Here is a 13,444-nt window from a genome sequence, read left to right on the forward strand (position 1 = left end):
AACGACTTAACTATACAAACCGAAACTCGCTAGCCAAGCTACTACTACACGTGGAAGCCCATTTAAGAAACGAGAATAGAGAACTGCAGGTACTCCTACCTCTACTGTTTCTGATTTAGCTTCTGACAACCCCAACCCTACAGGGATGAAATCACAACCGTTTTGTGTGTTAATTGCAAATAATGCTGGTAAGGCTAATTGTGGTGGGATATTACCTCGACCAATTTCAACTCCGATTAAAGTACCAATAACTTGTGAAATAACTGCTCCAGGTCCTAAGAGCGGTGATAAGAAAGGTACGGAACAAATAAAACCGATCAACATTAAGCCCCAGATATTTCCAGCCAAAGGAGCCATCGTATTAGCGATCCAATTTCCTACACCAGAGCCCTCGATTAGTCCAATAATTAATGATACAAAAGCCATAAATGGTATAACTGTATTCAACATCGTTTGAACCGCTTCACGAGCAGCTTGATTTACAGTAGATATGAACTTGCCTGCACCCATACCGATTTTGGCAATCATACTACCTCCCCCCTGCTGGGTCATTTTTTTACTAGTATCATATTTAGGTGTCTTTTCCAATTTTTGAGAGGATTTTTCTTCAGTACTATTCGTAGGAGACTCTGCTGGATTGGCATCGGTTGATTGTATTTGTGCTTTACCTACATTAGATACATAATTTTCTTCAGTAATATATTGCGCTAATGGACCAGCTTTTCCTGTAGGAATAATATTAATAGTGGGAATTCCTTTTTTAGGGTAAATTCCACAACGTAATGTTCCACCACAATCAATAATGGCTAGCGCAATCTCATTGTCTGGAATAGATGTTTTAAATCCATTTACTGCTTCCATACCTGTTAATTCAACAATTTTATCTACAATTTCAGGTTTTTCTCCACCACCGACTACATAAATAAACTTATGCTTTTCTTCCGTAGGCGTAATCACAAGTGGTCCACCAAAACCACCGCTTCCCTTTGTAACTTTTATACTATTATACTTTGTCATTTTTATCCCTCTTTTATTAGTATGATTAAACTACTGTTTCTACTTCTTTACTTAATTCAACATTTTGTTGTTTGCATAACTTTTCAGTGATGAAATCAGTTACCCATCCACCAACAAAGTTCATTACTAATCCTACCAACAAGTATCTAATAGCTAATTCCATCTCATTTAACCCTAAATTTATTATGCCTTGAGCAATCCCTAACCACACGAACAGTTCCCCTGGATTGATATGTGGAAAAACTCCATTACTTGTATGACAGAACTGCATTTGGGCTGCAATAAAGCTTGGTTTATAGAATTCTGGTAAGAACCGACCCATTGTCATCGACATTGGATTTCCTAACATAAATGCTGATACAAATGGTAGTACCATATATCTTGTAACGGGGTTCCTTGCAGAAACATGGGCTAATTTTGTTACTCGTTCTTCACCTAATATGTTAATGAGTGTATTCATTGCAATCAATAACATTAATACTAGTGGAACAATTGAACCCATCCATCCAATGAATACATCTGCACCCTCTTGGAATAGGTTCATAAACCCTTCAGCTAATTTAACTATAAAATCCATATCTATACACTTCCTTTTATTTTAGTTGAAACTTTATGTTTCATTATATTCAATGATGTTGATACGTTTTGTAATAGTGAATTTGGTTTTTCTTCTGTATAGTTGCCAATTTCCACACGTAAATATATCTCTCGAGCATTTTCCATTGCAAGTTGTGTAAGTTTATTTTCTTTTTGAACTAATGGATGACAATGATCAATAAAGTGAATATCCTGCCCGATATATTGTTCTTTCATCTTGAATTTTGACCAAATAGTCACACCTTGCATCAATCGCGCATCAAGTATTTTAGCATTATTATCTACCGCAAAGAAAATGATCGTTCCTGCTCTAATTTTTCCTGAACGTCTTCCGATAGCCACTTTCCCTTTATTTCTTAATTCTTGGTAAATTGTATTAAAATGTTTGATTTGAAAATAGCCTAATATTGTCTGAAAAATAAATGCGGCAATCGCAAATGCTCCAAATATATAAACAAAACTCATTAAATCACCTCTTTTCGAATTAATTCTTTTACTTCAGCATTATCCTTTGCGTTTAATAATCTTTCTTTTATCTCAGGTGTATTTACCACCATAAAGAAAAATTCATAAACTTCTAATAATACATTTTCAATTACTGCCGGAGCATCTTCAGGTATCCCAATCATAAAAACAATCTCAACTTCTTTACTTCCAACTAGAAACGGTGCTTCAAATTTCCCTACATTTAAAACCACTTTATTGCTTTTTTTATTAATGGCATGTGGCATTGCTATCCCATTGTCAAATACAGTACTTTTAATTTCTTCTCTTTTAAAAATCCTCTTTACAAAATCCGGATCAGTCAATAAGTGTTGCTCTAATGTGTCAGTCATTTTCTTTAAATTTTCTTTATAATTTAATGTGTCATCTAAATTAGTTACTAACACTTTTATATAAGCGCTATCAATTGTTTTATTCCGCTCAACTCTCTCCCATTGTTCACGAACGTAATTATCATCAAAAATAGTGCTTAACTGGATAACTGGTATCGTTATTGCATCTTGTCGTAAAGGAATTGTGGTGAATATAGCAAAATATTTTTCGAGTAATTCATTGTTTACCTCATTTTGAGAATAAACAGAGATATTTACATTATTTCCCAATACTCTTTGTAATTGCTGTTTTATCATTTTGGCAGTTCCTCGGCCAGTATGACAAATAACTGCAATATCTTTGTTTGAGCTATCACTACCGCGATTTAATGCCATTTCAAAATAAAGTGTTAAATAGCTGATTTCCACATCTGGCACAGGTCTTCCTATTAACTTCTCAATAACTTGACCAGCTACTTTAGCCATAGCATTTGAAAGTGGGTATTTTGCCTCCAATTGAATCGAGAATAAATCTTTAGCTTTTATTCTCATTAGTAACCGATTAATCAAGTGTGATAGGTGAACTTTTATTTCTTCATATAACTTATTTTCATCAAATTCTATGATAAAAAGTCCATGTATCTTCTTCATCATAGCTGAAAAAATATAAGCTGATATATCAAAGTTATATTCTTTCTGCGGTTCATTACCTTGATTATATATATTAAATGGAAAACCAATGAAATCCCTTTCATTACTACTAAGTGTAATATCATATTCTTCCTCAAGAAAAATTATGAACTGTTCAAAAACATCAGTATTTGAAATGAAATTTTGATAGTACTTAATTTCGTCAATCAAATTATGTCCTTGTGCGATTCTCATAAAGGAAGTTTCAACTACTCGAATTAATAAATTTATTGATTGTTTCGGAACTTTTAAATCTCGACATTTTGACAATATTTTTTGCTTTATTATTTCATTGACTCTTTCCATAGAAAAATAATCTAATACAATATTTATATAAAGTAGTCGTAAATTTAATTCAGATCCAGAAATAACTAAGCCTTTATTCGTTACCCCAATTATCTTAACTTCATATAATTGAATAACATCTCTAATACTATTAATATCATTCGTAACTGTCCCTCTACTTACGGAGAGCTCTTCAGATAAATCATTAATAGTAATTGGGGCATCATACTCTATGAGTCTTTTCAAAATATAAGCTATTCTTTTGCTAGATGAATTAAAATCACTTTCTTTTTTTAACTTCCCAGAAAGAATTTTTTCATACTCCTCAAATTGAATAATTGATAAACTATATTGATGGTTATCTAAAGTTATTCTTGCTATTCCGTTCAGCTCTTTATTTAATAATTGTATGTTTTTTTTCAAAGTCTGGCGACTTGTTCCTAACGAATCTTCCAATGCATTTTGTGAAATATTAGAATTTGTTTCTAATATATTCAATATTTTATACCATCTATCTACAAGCGCCATTCATTCACTCCCTATCCTCTTGTTTTACCTCCAGCAACATTGATTGTTACACCAGTAATATAACTAGACCGATCAGATAATAAATAAGCAACTACATCTGATACTTCACTTAATTTGCCACTACGACCCATTGGGGTTGTACTAGTACTAGAATATCCTTCTCGAAGTTTTTCAACTGTAATTCCACGTGTATAAGATAATGATTCTTCATATTCAAGTGTTCTAAGACCAGTTGCTTCCATTATTCCTGGAGCCACACCTACAACACGCACATTATGCTTTCCTAATTCTTTTGACCATGATCGAGTATAGCTATATACCGCTGCTTTTGTTCCCGCATATGGACTTTGACCTTCAGACCCTTCTAATCCTGATTCAGATCCCATATTAATAATGACACCTTGTTTTTTCTCAACCAAAATGCGACCAACTGCTTGAGCAACTAAATATACACCTTTTTGGTTAATCGCTAACATTTTGTCGAATTCATCATCTGATAACTCATATTGTCCATGAGGATTTGTTGGATCAACTAATAAGCGAGGTATATTAATTCCAGCATTATTAACAACTCCATCAATTGTACCAAATTCATCAATAACCTTTTGAACACTTTCTTCGACATTTTGACGTGAAGTGACATCTGTTTTAATAAACATTAAATTTTCATGTTCTAATTCATTATTTTCTATATCAAAATTCGCAACTTTTACACCAACTTTCAATAATTCTTTAACCATTGAAGCACCAATCCCAGAAGACCCCCCCGTTACAATTACTACTTTTCCATCGATGTTTAACCAATCTGTCATTACTGTATCTTCCTCTCTTGTAAGTTGAGGTCATTATAGCAAGCACTTACAATATAATTAATACAAGGATATTTTGAGGTTCGGTTAAAAATTTAGTTTAATAGATTTAAGATAATGAAAGATGTTCATAATGTCTGGAAAATAGGATTCCATTATTCTTTTTCCGTTTTCTTGATACTTAGTTTTTCTTTTTGTTACTCTTCTAACTCGGATTCAAAAATAGTATATACACTTTTGCAACTTTCTAAATACATAAAAAGACCATCCACTTATTATGGACGATCTTTTTGTGTTTATTAACTTAAATATTTTCAATAAAACATTGACAACTTTTCTTATCACCAACATGCTCTTCTATCTCATAACTAATCAATCAATTCAACTACATATTCAGGAGAAATCTCTTGGTAAAGGGTTATATAAGTCTCAGAATGATCATTTCAATGGAGACAATATAAGTTACTGAATATTTGGTAATAGATCGATGGTTTAGCTACTCCATTTATATTTGTTTATCCTTTTGACTTTACAAATGTTGACTGTATTAAGCTAATCACTTTATCCAAGTCTTTAGTATATCCCCCCCTCCCTGTTTTTTCTACGATAGATGTCACATTGTTAATGAAGTCAGATGACAATTTAGAATTCATTACACTCTTTACCCATTCAATGTCTTCAATACTTTTTTCTCCAGTATATATTTTATCGAATACATAAATTGGTATTACGTCAATATCTTGGACACGATTTAAGAGAATTTCTTAATGAAACATGGACCCGTTTTGAGGCCTCAAGGTTTCGGTAAACGTTCTAACCGCTGACGCTTTTTAGAACATTTACCGAAACCATGAGGATAGCTAAAGTCTTTCTATTTAACCGTCCTGTGGTTCCGTCTAACTTAAATGACTGCTTGATCTAAGTATGCTTGCTCAATGGCCAGGGGCGTTCGGTTCCCAAGTGCCGAGTGGATTCTCTTCCGATTGTAGAAGGCTTCAATGTATTGAAATAATTCTCTATAAGCCGTATCGAAATCAGGATAATTTTTTTGATAAACTTCTTCCTTTTTTACGATAGAATGAAAGGATTCGATTACGGCATTATCGTGAGGACTCCCTTTCCGACTGAAACTATGACGAATCCCTTGTTTTTCCAACGCAGATTCATACGCTTCGCTTGTGTACTGTGAACCAAGATCAGAATGGAGAATGAGGCCTTCGGCCGCACCGTATCGTTGGGTTGCCTTGGTTAAAGTATCTAAGACCAGATCCACAGTCATCTGTCGGCTAAATGACCAAATGGCTTTCCGTGAATATAAATCAAGGATCGTGGAGAGGTAACTCCATTCATCTTTCCCTGTCCAAATGTAGGTTATATCCGTTACCCATATTTGGTTCAATCCAGTGGTAGAAAAATCTTGATGTAATAAGTTTACCCGATCGTCTGGCACAGGATCAGCGGACCTATGTGGCCGCCATTTCTTTTGTGTAATGGAACGAATGCCCTGTTTATGCATCAGTTTTTGAACACGTTTGAGACTGCAGTCTTCGTTTTCTTGAGTAACCAAGATTGCATGAATTTTCGGGGCACCATACACACGCCCACTTGATTCCCATATGCGTTCAATTTTTTTGAGGATACGCCGATTTTCACGATCTCTATGCGATTCCTCGCGATTAATACGTTCATAAAAACTTGAGCGTGGAATCTCAAACAATTCCAGTGTTCGCTTTAAATTGATGTCGTCTTTAATTGCGTTGAGTTCGAAAATAAAGTCATCGCGGTCTATTTTTGAGTGAACATGGCTAAGACCTTTTTTAGGATATCATTGTCTGTCTTAAGACGGGCATTCTCTGCTTTGATTTTTTCGATATCTGCTTCAGAATACCCGGTTTTTTCATCCGTGGAATATTTTTTGATCCACCGATAAATGGTTTGTTCTGCTATGCCATGTTCCTCACTTAAATTCTTTACTGAATGACCATTTTCGTACAAACTGACTAGTGTTTTCTTATAGTCGACATCATAGGTTCTTTGGTTTGACATCGATAGACACTCCTTTTCGATAGTTTATATTCTATCAAAACGTGTCCAGGATTTCATACTAACATCAACTCCTATTGCAAAAGTATCCCTCATGTTAGCATGTCGAGTTAATACAATGTCTAATGGTGTAAGCAGAGATGATAAAGAATTACTTGAGTTACTGGTTAATTTTTCCGTAAAAATCTAATAACTAATATAGACCAAGCGGCTATAATGGATAACACTAAATGGATATGTTGAATGGCTGAGAAAAACTGGCACTAATGAGATTTATGATTTTCATATAGTTCATCATACGAATGATTGTATGTATGATGAGCAAAGAAATTTCCAAGAGGATAAGAGTGATACTCCTGGAAATCACCTGAAATATTATATTGGGACAGAAGGTCTAATTAGACTCTTAAGATTACTAGGTGATGATAAAGTAATTAATCGTCAAGAATTAATTACTTTAGTTCAAAGGATTCAAGTCCCTGGGTATGATATTGATCTCAATAGCTTTGACGAGGCTTATGCTGAGAGTTAATATAGGGACCACGAGAAGGTGTCTATTATCCCTCTTTGAGCCAGATAAAATATATCAATAATAGAGAGTAAAGTACTTCCTGCTTACTTTTATGAATGATGGGGATTTACTATACTTTTAGTCATGTTTTAGAATGACACGATTTATTAAGCTCCATAACTAAAAAGTTTCTAAGAACTTGAAAATTTATTATTCTTCGTTTCAACAGATATTATAACAAATTGTTAACTTATATAAGAAAGGAGAAATGATTTTGTCTGAAAAGAATATATATCGAGATATAATCTATTTTGATACCGATAAAGTCCAGTCTATATTATCGCAATTGAATAAAGGTTTACTAACTTCCATGGTGGAGTCTAATGAATCAGAGCACACTGGTGAAGGTAGTTTAAAAACAGGGAAAATTTTGGAACTCTTATTGCAGCTACCTGTCGCTGCTGAAGGGAGCTATAAGTATACTAGGAATAAAGGACTACAAGAAGAAAAGGCCTTACACGACTTTGCGTTAACAGAACTACTTGATTCATTATCTTTGAATGATGTTTCTTCACTCGAGAGAAAAGCGTTTAAAACGGGAAAAGAAAGACTATTTGTGAAAGTAAGAGGAAGTTTTGCTCTATACGATTATGAAGATCTTGCAAGAACAATTGAGAGGTTCAATATCATATCTTCATTATTTAATGATGAAACTGTTAGTGATGAGGCCATGATTAAATTTTCAGATTTTATTAAAACTGCCTACGAAGGACTCACAGCACTTGAAATTACTAATAAAAAAGGAATCAAGTTCTTAGGAGCAATCAATACAAGTTACTTAAGGGAAACAATGAGGAACTTACTCTTTAAATATGGTGGTAACCCTAAAGGTGATTGGGAAATGATATGTCAAATAACTAATATACCTAAAAATAATGGTGAAACCCTAGAGAATTCTTTTGAGAATTTTGGTAAAGACATAAATAGTACTAATTTAAGTAAAGCAAAATCAATGAATGCTTTCATGAATGATATAGTTACAGAATTTAGTAAAGTTAATGATATGTTTTCATCTGTTTCATATCCTAATATTTCAGTAGAACCTATTGCTGTTTATAAAAAGATGGATTTGTAGTAAACGTCTACATGCAGTAGTACGATTATCCAGAAACGATATAATCATATCATCAATGATCAGTCATAGATTGCAATAAAGAAACTGCTCTCAATATAAAGAGCAGTTTCTTTTGGATTTAAACCCAATTTATTATTGACTCCTAAAGGCAATTCTCTTCAGCCTAATAAACATACACAGAATTCGATTCTTATATAATCAAATTTTTTGGAAGTAAATTCCGTTCCATAACTTAACAGTTTTGGAACGTATAATGGAGTGCTATTCTGTCAACACTTTTAGGGTCTCCTTACTTAGTTTCATAAGTATGTGATAAAATAGTAATACATAAGACACCAATAAGAGGAATGATTATATGAGACAAATCAAAAAAGAGGTTTACGAAGAAATACAGAAAGATCTTCCAAAGATAGAACAAGCAATGTCTTCCAGAAATGGTTCATGGAACTTGTGGACTAAACTCAAGAGTAAATACCCCATTTTGCTACCAGGTATAATGGCACACGTAAGACAATCAGCAAAAGTCAGCTCAGTGGGTCTAGAGGCAGATTTCCGACCAGAGCTTACACAGTTAAAAGAAGCCATATTAGCATATCTCATCGTTCACCCAGTAGAAGAAGAATCAAACGAAAAGATAGAAAACAAAGCAAGTGAACAATTGAGTCAAAGTACTTCTGAATCAGCAGACGAGATTGGAAACAAAAAAATAGAAGAGTCAAAGGTTTATATAAGAGACAATGATTCTGATAAAAAACAAATTGCTTTAGAAAAAATCTGGGATGGCTTTGAGAGGTTAAAAACTGTTTACGGAGAAGATAAGAAGAAATCTGTTAAAGAGTTGATTAGTGTCGTCAGTAAAGGATCTATTAAAACCGAAGAACTACTTAACCTGAATAATTCATACTTTTTAATTGAAACCGTCTGAAACTGCCTAACGGCAGTCTGATAATTACTTTTTTATTTTCACCCCTTAAGTGATGAAAAAAGAACCCCATTCTGCTATGGTAAAGGTGACGAAACCAACCATAAGAAAGGAGTTCTTCTCATGACTAGATTACACGAAAATCAAGTTAAATTCAATTCAAATATCACTATTTCACATACTGGTGGTCGTCTATCAAGTGATTCGGGGTTAGTCCTGGTTAAAGAATTGATGAATACCTTCGGCTTTTCACAATTAGCTAAACAATGGCTCCATATCACAGATCATCGGGCTTATTTTACCCATCATAACTTAGCGATATTGGAACAGCTTATTATGCAGTTAATTGCTGGTTACTCGGCAGACTCATCAGCTAATCTATTAAGACAGGATCCAGTCTTTCAAGCTGTACTCGGTAAAAAGCAGTTGGCCTCACAATCGTCAATCTCACGGTTTCTGGATCGTTTCACCGAGGAGAACATCGATCAACTCCAAGCATTAAATCAGTCGCTGATTAATAAAGCGCGTTTGATTCGCAATGATACCGAGTTAATCATTGATGTCGATTCCACACATTCGGATACCTTTGGACGCCAAGAACAAACAGATTATAATGCCCATTATCAAACCTACGGCTATCACCCATTAGTTGCCTTTGACGGACTGACCGGAGATTTCTTAAAAGCTGAACTGCGTTCAGGCAATCAGTACACATCTAAAGGGGTAAAAGCTTTTATCGCCCCGCTGTTATACCAATACAAGAGCACGTTACCTCATACCGAGATATTGGTTCGGGGGGACAGCGGCTTCGCCACACCAGAGGTGTATGAGTCTTGTGAAGCAACTGAAAGCCAGTACGTTATCCGATTAAAGAGCAATCGGAGGTTAAGTCAGTTAGCTGAACACTCTGTTCTTTACGGGGACAATCAAGAATGGGAAGAGCGAGAAGTGCAGTATTTTTCACTACCTTATCAAGCACAATCCTGGTCGAAACCCCGTCGTGTCTGTATACGTTCCGTCCGTGAAGGAGGAGAATTGCTTTTTCATCATGCGTTTATTGTGACTAATCTATCCGACAACGTCTCGCCTGAAGTCATATTTTCTCTTTACGGCAAGCGTGGAACAATGGAAAATTTCATCAAAGAAGCGAAAGGTGGCTTTTACTTCGATAAAACAGATAGCCCGCGTTTCTTAGAAAATCATGTCAGAATGATGATCAGTGTCCTTGCATACAACCTCGTCAATTTTTTAAAAACCATTGGTTTTGATAAAGTGAACCAGGGCATGACGATCCATTCCATCCGGCTGACATTGCTTAAAGTAGCCGGTAAACTTGTTCAAACTGGGAGACAGGTCTATCTCAAACTGTCAAGCTATCATGTGTATCAAACTGAATTTTATAAGGTTTTTGAACGCCTGCGGCGATCCAAACAATGGATTTAGACTAGTTATCACACAAATTTTTAAACCGATTTTTTTCAAGGGATTCGTCTGCCCTTAAATAGACAAATTTTTTTATTATGACCTTCTTCCGTAGGCATCCTGTTCGAAAACACATTATTTTGGAAGGAAGTATCTGCCTAATTTAAAAATGGGCAATTTCTTCAAAAAAAAAAGCTTGAATTTAGATCTATGAATTATTCAGGTTTATTCCTTATTTCTATAATTTTTACAACGTCGCTCCATACATTCTTATAGGTAGTATCCTCTTTATTGAAGCCTGCTTCTTGTAAATTTTTCAAGGTTTGTCTATTGATATTTGCGCCCCAAATATGCAGGGGGATAAAATTGATACGATCCATAATTTTTCCAACAACTGGCTTGTTGCTTCGCATATGTTCCAACATAATAACCTTGCCGCCATTCTTGCAGACTCTTCGTATTTCTTTTAATCCTTTAACAGGATCAGGAACAGAGCAAAACACGCAGGAGGTGACCACTGTATCGAATGTATTATCTTCGAAAGTCATGTTTTCTGCATCCATTTCCATTAACGTGACATGATCCTTATCTTTACTCTTATTTTTAGCCTTTTCTAACATCTTTTCGCTGAAGTCTATTCCGGTGACTTCTTTATCTGTCGAATAAAACTCTAAATTTTTACCTGTGCCCACACCGACTTCCAATATTTTTTTCCCTTCTATTTTTTCGAATAATTCTTTTCTCCAATCATCCATCATCATAGATTCCATTGGTTTTTCCATGAGATCATAGACTTTGGATATTCGATTGTATCTGTTTTTTATTTTAGTGTTCTGGTCAGTCAATCTCTCACCTCCTGATAATTTTGATCCAATATTTTATACAACCTATAGTCATATTGTTCTGACATTTCTTACTTAATTAGTGTAATTCGGCTTACAGATCTAAATTCTTTTTACGTCTACTGTACTCCTGATCATCGATTTCTCCACGGGCATATCTTTCATCCAATGCGACAAGTGAAGAGCTTTTTCCCGATTGATTTTTGTGCTGATTATTTTTTGAAATCATGATCACTGACAAAACAATTACTAACAGCAGGACCGCTGGTATCGGCCAAAAGAATCCACTACCTGCTATTCCTGAGCAAACGCTACCGTACATTTTATCCTCTCCATTACTTTATTTTTTTGTTCTATTCAACTAAAAACTGCCCCATCATGCCTGAATCTTCATGCTCCAGTATATGACAATGGTACATAAATAGTCCTTTTTTATTGAATTTAGCTAAAAGCCTTACTTCTTCGCCGCTTTCCACCATCACAGTATCTTTCCAGCCTTGTTCATTTAAAGGCGGTTCACCGCCATTTCTTTCAATCACCTGAAATTGAACACCGTGGACGTGAAATGGATGCGGTGTATCTCCCATCATCATTCCCATTCCTGATGATTCGTTAGTTACGACCCATTCTTCCAGTTCATTCAAATTCAAGGTTTCATCGATTCTGTCCATATCCATTTGTTTACCGTTGATTGCGACCATTGGCCCCATGCCACTCATCACAAACTCTCGGGTTATAACGACGTCATCTCTGTCATATGGAACGATATCGACCAGTTCTTCAGGTATACCACTTGATTGCTGTGCTTCTTCAACGATATTTATCCTCATTACTTCATAGTCGCCGTCTCTTAAAACGACTTGGTCTCCTGCACTATATTCTCTGAAATCTACCAGTATCTCTGCTCGTTCAGCCGGCGCCAGCGACACTTCCTGCATTTCTATACTGTTTTTTAAAAATCCTCCATCAGACGCAATTTGATGAAACGCACGATTATCGCTGAAATTAAAATCATAGGATCGCGCATTTGAACCATTTAACAATCTGAGTCGAACGACTTCACTTTTCACATCCAATTCAGGCGAGATCGCTCCATTGACCAATATGGTATCTCCTTTAAATCCATCCATCACATCTCTCATGCCTAAGTCATAAGGAATCTGCCCATCCTGTGTAAATCGTTTATCCTGTACGACAAGAGGAATATCATTGACACCATGTTCTTTCGGCAAATCCAATGCTTTTGACTTTTCGTCTTCGATATAGAAAAGGCCAGCTAATCCTTTGTATACTTGTTCGCCTGTTTTATGGAGCAGATGTGGGTGATACCAGAGTGTGGCGGCAGGCTGGTCTATAGTGAAATAAGGTTCCCAAGTGGTATCTGGTTCCACCACTTGATGCGGTCCACCATCCATTTCTCCCGGCACCTCCAAACCATGCCAGTGAACTGTTGTCTGCTCATCTAATGTGTTGTTCACATTGATTTTTACATCGTCACCTTTATTCACTCTGATAATAGGGCCTAAATAATCACCATTATATCCTAGGGTTTCGGCTTCTTTACCTTCAATAAATTCCTTTTTTCCATATTGTACATTCAAATCAAATTCAGCTTTTCCTTCTTCAGGATTTTTATCCTCTAAAAGGGGCGGAATAGGTAATTTATTTCTTTCTTCATCAGCTCTATCATTTGTATTTTCTATATCGACTGACGGCCTATTTTGTTCTTCCATCGTTTCAAAACCTCTCCTTGAATTCACGAAAAAGTAACCGATATACATTATAAGCAGGATTATGGCAATCACTATGACCGCGTACCACTTTCTGT

Annotated in this window: 14 protein-coding genes; 4 read left to right on the forward strand and 10 right to left on the reverse strand. The window is 35.3% G+C overall.

Annotation, left to right across the window (positions count from 1 at the left end; genetic code table 11):
- Window positions 1-6: 6 nt before the first annotated feature.
- From srlE to BKP56_RS12920, 7 genes are all read right to left on the reverse strand, one after another.
- Window positions 7-1,017 carry a PTS glucitol/sorbitol transporter subunit IIB gene (gene srlE, locus BKP56_RS12890; RefSeq protein ID WP_072695642.1) on the reverse strand — a complete coding sequence of 337 codons (1,011 nt, stop codon included), beginning with the start codon at window positions 1,015-1,017 and terminating at the stop codon, window positions 7-9.
- A 25-nt stretch (window positions 1,018-1,042) separates the two neighbouring features.
- Complete coding sequence (srlA, locus tag BKP56_RS12895) at window positions 1,043-1,594, reverse strand: PTS glucitol/sorbitol transporter subunit IIC (protein ID WP_072695644.1); 552 nt, start codon at window positions 1,592-1,594, stop codon at window positions 1,043-1,045.
- A 2-nt stretch (window positions 1,595-1,596) separates the two neighbouring features.
- Window positions 1,597-2,079 (reverse strand): transcriptional regulator GutM, encoded by a 483-nt coding sequence (locus tag BKP56_RS12900; RefSeq protein WP_072695646.1) that lies wholly within the window; start codon window positions 2,077-2,079, stop codon window positions 1,597-1,599.
- Window positions 2,079-3,932 carry a BglG family transcription antiterminator gene (locus BKP56_RS12905; protein WP_072695648.1) on the reverse strand — a complete coding sequence of 618 codons (1,854 nt, stop codon included), beginning with the start codon at window positions 3,930-3,932 and terminating at the stop codon, window positions 2,079-2,081. The genes BKP56_RS12900 and BKP56_RS12905 overlap by 1 nt, the downstream gene beginning before the upstream one ends.
- Before the next feature lie 11 nt (window positions 3,933-3,943).
- Window positions 3,944-4,744 carry an SDR family oxidoreductase gene (locus tag BKP56_RS12910; RefSeq protein ID WP_072695650.1) on the reverse strand — a complete coding sequence of 267 codons (801 nt, stop codon included), beginning with the start codon at window positions 4,742-4,744 and terminating at the stop codon, window positions 3,944-3,946.
- An 898-nt stretch (window positions 4,745-5,642) separates the two neighbouring features.
- On the reverse strand, window positions 5,643-6,458 hold the full coding sequence (locus tag BKP56_RS12915) for an IS3 family transposase (RefSeq protein ID WP_083540586.1): 816 nt from the start codon (window positions 6,456-6,458) through the stop codon (window positions 5,643-5,645).
- A 68-nt stretch (window positions 6,459-6,526) separates the two neighbouring features.
- A complete protein-coding gene (locus BKP56_RS12920; RefSeq protein WP_072695654.1) occupies window positions 6,527-6,787 on the reverse strand; it encodes a transposase in 261 nt (86 codons plus the stop codon).
- Between the two features lie 307 nt (window positions 6,788-7,094).
- Here BKP56_RS12920 and BKP56_RS12925 point away from each other — a divergent pair, with 307 nt between their 5' ends.
- From BKP56_RS12925 to BKP56_RS12940, 4 genes are all read left to right on the forward strand, one after another.
- Window positions 7,095-7,316: a hypothetical protein gene (locus BKP56_RS12925; RefSeq protein ID WP_072695656.1), complete on the forward strand. Its 222-nt coding sequence runs from the start codon at window positions 7,095-7,097 to the stop codon at window positions 7,314-7,316.
- Window positions 7,317-7,569: 253 nt separating this feature from the next.
- A complete protein-coding gene (locus BKP56_RS12930) occupies window positions 7,570-8,430 on the forward strand; it encodes a DUF6414 family protein (protein ID WP_072695658.1) in 861 nt (286 codons plus the stop codon).
- A gap of 355 nt (window positions 8,431-8,785) precedes the next feature.
- Window positions 8,786-9,355, forward strand: a complete 570-nt coding sequence (locus BKP56_RS12935) for a hypothetical protein (protein WP_072695660.1) — start codon at window positions 8,786-8,788, stop codon at window positions 9,353-9,355.
- Window positions 9,356-9,475: 120 nt separating this feature from the next.
- Window positions 9,476-10,795: an IS1380 family transposase gene (locus tag BKP56_RS12940; protein WP_056947192.1), complete on the forward strand. Its 1,320-nt coding sequence runs from the start codon at window positions 9,476-9,478 to the stop codon at window positions 10,793-10,795.
- Window positions 10,796-10,989: 194 nt separating this feature from the next.
- On the opposite strand, the gene BKP56_RS12945 is transcribed toward BKP56_RS12940, so the two are convergent.
- The 3 genes from BKP56_RS12945 to BKP56_RS12955 form a co-directional block, all read right to left on the reverse strand.
- Window positions 10,990-11,619 carry a class I SAM-dependent methyltransferase gene (locus BKP56_RS12945; RefSeq protein WP_072695662.1) on the reverse strand — a complete coding sequence of 210 codons (630 nt, stop codon included), beginning with the start codon at window positions 11,617-11,619 and terminating at the stop codon, window positions 10,990-10,992.
- 91 nt (window positions 11,620-11,710) lie between these two features.
- Window positions 11,711-11,938 (reverse strand): SHOCT domain-containing protein, encoded by a 228-nt coding sequence (locus BKP56_RS13945; protein WP_072695664.1) that lies wholly within the window; start codon window positions 11,936-11,938, stop codon window positions 11,711-11,713.
- A 31-nt stretch (window positions 11,939-11,969) separates the two neighbouring features.
- Window positions 11,970-13,349, reverse strand: coding sequence for a multicopper oxidase family protein (locus BKP56_RS12955; protein ID WP_232226894.1), 1,380 nt, complete (start codon window positions 13,347-13,349; stop codon window positions 11,970-11,972).
- Window positions 13,350-13,444 lie beyond the last annotated feature (95 nt).

Source organism: Marinilactibacillus sp. 15R, from assembly GCF_001895285.1.
Taxonomy (GTDB): Bacteria; Bacillota; Bacilli; order Lactobacillales; family Carnobacteriaceae_A; genus Marinilactibacillus; species Marinilactibacillus piezotolerans.

Excerpts from the sequence above, each read along its gene's own strand:
- srlE (WP_072695642.1), bottom strand. The coding sequence starts at position 1,017 with ATGACAAAGTATAATAGTATAAAAGTTACAAAGGGAAGCGGTGGTTTT.
- srlA (WP_072695644.1), bottom strand. The coding sequence starts at position 1,594 with ATGGATTTTATAGTTAAATTAGCTGAAGGGTTTATGAACCTATTCCAA.
- BKP56_RS12900 (WP_072695646.1), bottom strand. The coding sequence starts at position 2,079 with ATGAGTTTTGTTTATATATTTGGAGCATTTGCGATTGCCGCATTTATT.
- BKP56_RS12905 (WP_072695648.1), bottom strand. The coding sequence starts at position 3,932 with ATGGCGCTTGTAGATAGATGGTATAAAATATTGAATATATTAGAAACA.
- BKP56_RS12910 (WP_072695650.1), bottom strand. The coding sequence starts at position 4,744 with ATGACAGATTGGTTAAACATCGATGGAAAAGTAGTAATTGTAACGGGG.
- BKP56_RS12920 (WP_072695654.1), bottom strand. The coding sequence starts at position 6,787 with ATGTCAAACCAAAGAACCTATGATGTCGACTATAAGAAAACACTAGTC.
- BKP56_RS12925 (WP_072695656.1), top strand. The coding sequence starts at position 7,095 with ATGTATGATGAGCAAAGAAATTTCCAAGAGGATAAGAGTGATACTCCT.
- BKP56_RS12935 (WP_072695660.1), top strand. The coding sequence starts at position 8,786 with ATGAGACAAATCAAAAAAGAGGTTTACGAAGAAATACAGAAAGATCTT.
- BKP56_RS12940 (WP_056947192.1), top strand. The coding sequence starts at position 9,476 with ATGACTAGATTACACGAAAATCAAGTTAAATTCAATTCAAATATCACT.
- BKP56_RS13945 (WP_072695664.1), bottom strand. The coding sequence starts at position 11,938 with ATGTACGGTAGCGTTTGCTCAGGAATAGCAGGTAGTGGATTCTTTTGG.
- BKP56_RS12955 (WP_232226894.1), bottom strand. The coding sequence starts at position 13,349 with ATGGAAGAACAAAATAGGCCGTCAGTCGATATAGAAAATACAAATGAT.